Source organism: Kumtagia ephedrae (assembly GCF_003012745.1).
GTDB classification, from domain to species: domain Bacteria; phylum Pseudomonadota; class Alphaproteobacteria; order Rhizobiales; family Rhizobiaceae; genus Kumtagia; species Kumtagia ephedrae.
On sequence record NZ_PXYK01000060.1, the window covers coordinates 1 to 6,039 of the forward strand.

General features: G+C 63.5%; 7 protein-coding genes. 5 read left to right on the forward strand and 2 right to left on the reverse strand.

Annotation, left to right across the window (positions count from 1 at the left end; translation table 11 throughout):
- The first annotated feature begins 344 nt into the window (after positions 1-344).
- Positions 345-1,286 carry a DMT family transporter gene (locus C7I84_RS29160; RefSeq protein ID WP_106775712.1) on the forward strand — a complete coding sequence of 314 codons (942 nt, stop codon included), beginning with the start codon at positions 345-347 and terminating at the stop codon, positions 1,284-1,286.
- Between the two features lie 86 nt (positions 1,287-1,372).
- On the opposite strand, the gene C7I84_RS29165 is transcribed toward C7I84_RS29160, so the two are convergent.
- Entirely contained in the window at positions 1,373-3,475 is a 2,103-nt protein-coding gene (locus C7I84_RS29165) for a S9 family peptidase (protein WP_106775713.1), read from the reverse strand.
- A 113-nt stretch (positions 3,476-3,588) separates the two neighbouring features.
- On the opposite strand from C7I84_RS29165, the gene C7I84_RS29170 reads away from it, so the two are divergent.
- Entirely contained in the window at positions 3,589-3,954 is a 366-nt protein-coding gene (locus tag C7I84_RS29170; RefSeq protein WP_106775714.1) for an SH3 domain-containing protein, read from the forward strand.
- A 396-nt stretch (positions 3,955-4,350) separates the two neighbouring features.
- Positions 4,351-4,782 carry a Ros/MucR family transcriptional regulator gene (locus C7I84_RS29175; protein WP_106775715.1) on the forward strand — a complete coding sequence of 144 codons (432 nt, stop codon included), beginning with the start codon at positions 4,351-4,353 and terminating at the stop codon, positions 4,780-4,782.
- 39 nt (positions 4,783-4,821) lie between these two features.
- Here C7I84_RS29175 and C7I84_RS29180 read toward each other — a convergent pair whose 3' ends face one another.
- Complete coding sequence (locus tag C7I84_RS29180) at positions 4,822-5,301, reverse strand: hypothetical protein (RefSeq protein WP_245428660.1); 480 nt, start codon at positions 5,299-5,301, stop codon at positions 4,822-4,824.
- 47 nt (positions 5,302-5,348) lie between these two features.
- Here C7I84_RS29180 and C7I84_RS29185 point away from each other — a divergent pair, with 47 nt between their 5' ends.
- Both C7I84_RS29185 and C7I84_RS29190 read left to right on the forward strand, forming a co-directional pair.
- Positions 5,349-5,759 (forward strand): helix-turn-helix domain-containing protein, encoded by a 411-nt coding sequence (locus tag C7I84_RS29185; RefSeq protein WP_245428661.1) that lies wholly within the window; start codon positions 5,349-5,351, stop codon positions 5,757-5,759.
- A 2-nt stretch (positions 5,760-5,761) separates the two neighbouring features.
- A complete protein-coding gene (locus C7I84_RS29190; protein ID WP_106775717.1) occupies positions 5,762-5,953 on the forward strand; it encodes a hypothetical protein in 192 nt (63 codons plus the stop codon).
- The last annotated feature ends 86 nt before the right edge of the window (positions 5,954-6,039 follow it).

Sequence of the window (6,039 nt, forward strand, 5' to 3'; positions counted from 1 at the left end):
TAGGGCAGTAGGGCAGTAGGGCAGTAGGGCAGTAGGGCAGTAGGGCAGTAGGGCAGTAGGGCAGTAGGGCAGTAGGGCAGTAGGGCAGTAGGGCAGTAGGGCAGTAGGGCAGTAGGGCAGTAGGGCACACCGCTCCCGGGCCTCGTCTTTGGCGCTCGTTTAGATGAGTGGACGGCTACTGATCCGTTGACTGTTCCGCAGCGTCACGTTCCCCTTCTACTGCCCTACTGCCCTACTGCCCTACTGCCCTACTGCTCTCCATCCGGCGCGCTGAAGAGTTCATCAGGCGAATTGGTTGGACGTGGGGGCCGCGGCCTCCTATGGCCCCCTCAGGAGGAGCTTTCATGAACATTCGCCCCGCGCCGCAAGCCGATGCGGTTCCGCGCGCCGCGACCACGGATCGTGCCTTCGAGCCGCTGGACTACGGCCTTTACGCGCTGACGGTGGTTGCCTGGAGTGCATCGTGGTTCGCTATCGAGCTGCAGGTCGGCACCGTGCCCAACGAGGTCAACCTGGTCTGGCGCTTCGCCGTCGCGACGCTGCTGATGTTCGGCTGGCTGGTGGTGTCGGGGGGCAGGCTGCGCATCGCCCTCGCCGATCATTTTCGCGCGGCGGCACTCGGAGTGCTGATCTTTTCCTCGAACTTTCTCTTCTTCTACTACGGCGCTCAGTATCTGGTGAGCGGGCTCCTGTCGGTGGTGTTTTCGCTGGCCTCGGTCATCAATCTCGGCCTCGCCGCCCTGGTCATGCGCGAGCGACCTGCCAAGCGCGTGCTGATCGGCGGGCTGCTGGGCTTTTCCGGCATTGCGTTGATGTTCCTGCCCGAGATCGCCCGCGACGGGCTTTCCGGAAGCACACTGACCGGCCTCGCGCTCTGCCTGTGCGGGACCTTGTCCTTCTGCTGCGGCAACCTGGTCTCGGCCAGTTGCTATCGGCGCGGCCTGCCGATCGTCACGACCAATGCCTGGGGCATGCTCTACGGTACGCTGTGGAGCGCGCTGCTGGCGCTCGTCCAGGGCAAGCCCTTCATCATCGAGTTGACCGCATCCTATCTCGGATCGCTGATCTTCTTGGCGGTGGTCTCGACCGTGATGGCCTTCGCCGCCTACCTCACTCTGCTCAACCGGATCGGCGCCGCCCGGGCGGGCTACGCCACCGTGATCTTTCCGGTTTTCGCGCTGCTCATCTCCACCGGCCTGGAGGGCTACCGCTGGACGCTTCTTGCCTTGGCCGGCCTGGTGCTGGTCGGCGTGGGCAACGTGCTGGTCATTCGGGGACGGCGGTAGCGCGTCACGACGTGCGCCGGTTCACCGAACCCGCGCGCCGACGCCCCTTTGCAGGCCCTGTGCCGGTATCCGTGCCGTGCGGAGCGTCAGGCCTCCGCCTTGCCCGTCACCTTCAGCGCGAAGGCATAGTTATAGGCGATCTCCTCCAGCCGCGAGAAACGGCCGGAAGCGCCACCGTGGCCGGCATCCATGTTGATGCGCATCAGCACCGGCTGGTCGCCGCTGTTCAGTTTGCGCAGCCGCGCCACCCATTTCGCCGGCTCCCAGTAGGTCACACGCGGGTCGGTGAGCCCGGCGACGGCGAGGATCGGCGGATAGGATTTTGCCGCTACATTGTCATAGGGCGAATAGTCGGCGATCGTCCGGTAGTCGTCCGCCGACAGGATCGGATTGCCCCATTCCGGCCATTCCGGGGGAGTCAGCGGCAACGTGTCGTCCAGCATGGTGTTGAGCACGTCGACGAACGGAACCTCGGCGATGATGCCGCCAAAGGCCTCCGGCGCCATGTTGGCGATGGCGCCCATCAGCATGCCCCCGGCCGATCCGCCCTGGGCGACGATGCGGTCATGCGCGGTATAGTTTTCCACGACCAGATGTTTCGCGGCGGCGATGAAGTCGAGAAACGTGTTGGTCTTCCTGGCCCGCTTGCCGTCCTCGTACCAGGCAAAACCCTTGTCCTTGCCTCCGCGGGTATGGGCGATGGCGTAGACGAAGCCTCTGTCGGCCAGCGACAGGCAGTTGGTGTTGAAGGATGCCGGGATGGCGATGCCGTAGGCGCCGTAGCCGTAGAGCAGGCAGGGTGCGCTGCCGTCGATCGGCGTGTCGCGGTGGTGGATGAGCGAGACCGGCACCAGCTCGCCGTCATGCGAGGGGGCCATCAGCCGGCGCGTCACATAGTGCTCGGGGTCGTGACCGGAGGGAACCTCCTGCGTCTTCAGGAGTATGCGCTGGCGCGTGCGCATGTCGTAGTCGAAGACCTGACCGGGCGTCGTCATCGACGAATAGGAGAAGCGCACGATGTCGGTGTCGTATTCGTAGGAACCGGCGAGTCCGAGCGAATAGGCCTCCTCGGCGAAGGCGATCACATGCTCGCTGCCGTCCGCCCGGTCGCGGATGACGATGCGCGGCAGGCTGTCCTTGCGCTCCAGCCGCACGACGAAATCCTTGAAGCCGATGACCGACAGGATCAGCCGGCCCGGCTCGTGCGGGACGAATTCCTGCCAGTTCTCGCGGCGCGGGTCGTCGACGGGCGCGGTCACGATCTTGAAGTCCTTGGCGCCGTCGGCATTGGTGAGGATGAAGAAGACGTCGCCGCCTTCCTCGAGGTCGTACTGCAGGCCGGTCTCGCGCGCCGCCACCAGCTTCGGCTCGGCGTCGGGCCGGCCGGCCGGCAGGATGCGGTATTCGGAGGTCTCGTGGTCGTTGATGCCGATCATGATCCACCGGTTGTCGCGTGTGCCGCCGACATTCATGAAAAAGCCCGGATCGGTTTCCTCGTAGATCAGCCGGTCCTCGACGGTTCCTGTGCCAAGCCGATGGTACAGAACCTTCGACGGGCGATGGTTCTGATCGAGCCTGGTATAAAAGAAGCCGGTATCGCCGGCGTCCCAGACACCGGAGCCGGCAGTGTCGGGAATGGTGTCGGCAAGGTCGGTGCCGGTCGACAGATCGCGCGTCTTCAGCGTGAAGAACTCGGAGCCCTTGTCGTCATAACCCCAGATCAGCCGCCGGTGGTTGGAGGAATGATCGATGCCGCCCAGGTGGAAATAGGCCTTGCCCTCGGCCTCGCGGTCGCCGTCGAGTATGATGTCTTCAGCGCCGCCGTCGCGGGGCGTGCGGAAGAAGCGCGGCTGTTCCCCGCCCTTCTTGTAGGAGGAGCCGTAGGCGTAGGGCCCGTCCTTCATAGGCACCGATGAATCGTCTTCCTTGATGCGGCCCTTCATCTCCTCGAACAGCCTTCCGCGCAGCGCCTCGGTGTCGGCCATCAGCGCCCGCTGGTAGGCGTTTTCGGCCTCCAGATGCGTGCGGATGGCCGGGTCGAGCAGCGACGGGTCGCGGAACACTTCCTGCCAGTTGGCGGCGCGCAGCCAGGCGAATTCATCCGTGCGTGTGATGCCGTGGCGGGTGTCGCTCGACGGATGCTCGGCCGTCAGCGGTGCCATAACGGAGGGAAAGGGCTTCTGCTTCATTGGATCTCACGCAAGATTTACTGTGAACGGCGTATGAACCGCCCGCTCGGCGAGCATTCAGGGACGAGGCGGTAGAGTTCCGCCCATTGACGCCGGTATAACGGAGGAGATCGATGACGAACACCCTTGCGACGAGAATGGCGGCCGCGATCCTGCTCACGGCCGCTACCGCTTCGACGGCGGCCACCTTCGCTGCTTTCCAGGTGAACGGGCTCGCATTCGGCGATACGCTGAATGTGCGGAAGTATCCGTCCAACCAGTCGCAGAAGCAGGCCGCCTACCCGAACGGGACGGTGCTGCAGATGACCGGAAAATGCACCGACGGGCTCGACCTGTTCGACATCGCCGGCCAGCCGAGATGGAAGCAGGAGCAGGCGGTGCGCTACCGCTGGTGCCAGGTCTGGCACGATCCGGCCCGCAACGGCGAGTTCGTCACCGGCTGGGTCTATGGCCGCTACATCACGCCGCATCGACCCTGACAATCGTCCGGCATGAAGTTCATCAGGAAAGGAATGCAAAACGGCTTGTTTCGCCACGCCGGCGGCCGCTGGTCGTACCAGAAGCGGCATCCTGGCCAATATCTGTGGAAGGCTGGACCAACCCGGTTAGTGATGCGGGCTCAAAATTTCGTGAACGGTTCAAGCGAAATTGGCCTCGGGCCTCGGCGAGTGCAACAGATTTCTGCTGAACATTGTGAATGACTGAATTTATCTCCAATAAAACGGCATCTTTGTATTGACTTGACTTGCAACGTGTCCCATCTAGTCGTGTCGACACGACTCGTGATCAACACGTTGGTGTCAAATCTGGCGTAGCCCTGCATCCTCCAAGCTAAGACGGGGCGCGTGTTCTCACACTCTTGGGGCCCGAAAACAATGGATATCGTGGATACCACTGCGAAGAGCAGTGAAATGCTGATCGAACTGACCGCGGACGTGGTTGCTGCCTATGTGAGCAACAATCCCGTGCCGGTCGGTGAACTTCCCAACCTCATCGCGGACGTTCACGCCGCGCTAGGGCGCGTCGGAACGCCGGCTGAGCAGCCGCCGGTCGACAAGCAGAAGCCGGCCGTCAATCCGAAACGTTCGGTGCATGACGACTACATCGTCTGCCTGGAAGACGGAAAGAAGTTCAAGTCGCTGAAGCGGCACCTGATGACTCACTACAATTTGACGCCCGAGCAGTATCGAGAGAAGTGGAATCTCGATCCGTCTTATCCGATGGTGGCGCCGAACTATGCCACTGCCCGGTCGCAACTGGCAAAGAAGATGGGTCTCGGCCGCAAGAAAAAGGTTGCGGCGCGCTAAGTCCCCGGGCCGCTTCGGCGGTTCGGCCATCTCGTTTCGTCAACGGCGCCCCCTGGGGCGCCGTTTTGCTTTGCGCTGGCGCTCGGCCGGCGGGACGGCGTCGATCCCGCGGAGCCGGTCGGCCGCCTGCTTCAGCGCGATATGCCGGTTGAGGTCGTAGGCCCAGTGGCCGGCAAGGCCCTTCATCCTTTCGCGCTCCAGCATCCGGGCGATCCGGCCCAGAACTGCGGCGCGCCTGGGCAAATCCGCCTTCATCACATCCACGAGGTCGATGCCGCAGAGGCATTGCAGCGCCACCAATTGTGCCGCGCTCGCCCGCGCCTCGACGCCGGCGGCCAGGAAGTCGCGGATTTCGTCTTTCAAGGACATCTTTTCCCGCTTGTTGAGAGGGAAAAGCCTACCGGCGCCGTTCCGAAGGGGGATAAAATTGGCCGCCGAATACCGGCGCGCGACGAGAAAACGTAATGTTTTCAACCCCGAAACCGGAAATATGGGTCTATCGGTTCGCTTTTTGTTCACAGCCATCCTCCTGCTTGGTATAAGAAGATATTCCTATGGAGGGTGTGGTGCAGGCTCGGACGGCATTCGCGATCAAGATGACGGAGAGGGAGTGGACGGCCGACGCGAGCGCCGATCCGCCGGCGACGGGGCGCCGCGAGGAACGGATCATGGAGGTTTGCGAGGCGATGATCGATGTCTGTGCCGCGCTCTACAGCGTTCCCAGCAAGGAGATGCGGCGGACGGGCCGCCCGGTCGCGGATGTCGGACGCGTGCGGCAGATCGCCATGTATGTCACGCATGTCGCGCTGGGGATCAGCATGCCGGAGGTCGGGCGGGGCTTCGCCCGCGATCGAACCACGGTGCGGCATGCCTGCCACCTGATCGAGGACATGCGCGACGACATCGACTTCGACCGCGCCGTGGCGATGACCGAAAGGGTGGCGCTGGCGGCGTTCAAGGCAAGGCTGGAGGTTTAGGAATGTCCGCAGGCATGGATAAGGCGGCCGCCCGCGCGCTCGCCCTGCTGTCGGCCGGGCCGGCGCTGGTCGAGCCGGCGGCGAGCGACGGCTTTCTGCTGCTGCGCAACGGAAGCGGCACGATCGCCGTCGCCAGGGCTGTCCTGGAGCAGATGGACACCTCGAAAAACCTCGCAATCCAGAGCGCGTTTTGATTCACTTGCCTTTGCTGATTTGCGCGGAGGCTGGGAATGCGAGGACAGGCGGGGTTCTGGGACATTGACGAGCGCTATGCGCGGCT

What these genes read in the sequence shown, in the direction of transcription:
- C7I84_RS29160 (WP_106775712.1), top strand. Translation starts at nt 345, where the DNA reads ATGAACATTCGCCCCGCGCCGCAAGCCGATGCGGTTCCGCGCGCCGCG.
- C7I84_RS29165 (WP_106775713.1), bottom strand. Translation starts at nt 3,475, where the DNA reads ATGAAGCAGAAGCCCTTTCCCTCCGTTATGGCACCGCTGACGGCCGAG.
- C7I84_RS29170 (WP_106775714.1), top strand. Translation starts at nt 3,589, where the DNA reads ATGACGAACACCCTTGCGACGAGAATGGCGGCCGCGATCCTGCTCACG.
- C7I84_RS29175 (WP_106775715.1), top strand. Translation starts at nt 4,351, where the DNA reads ATGGATATCGTGGATACCACTGCGAAGAGCAGTGAAATGCTGATCGAA.
- C7I84_RS29190 (WP_106775717.1), top strand. Translation starts at nt 5,762, where the DNA reads ATGTCCGCAGGCATGGATAAGGCGGCCGCCCGCGCGCTCGCCCTGCTG.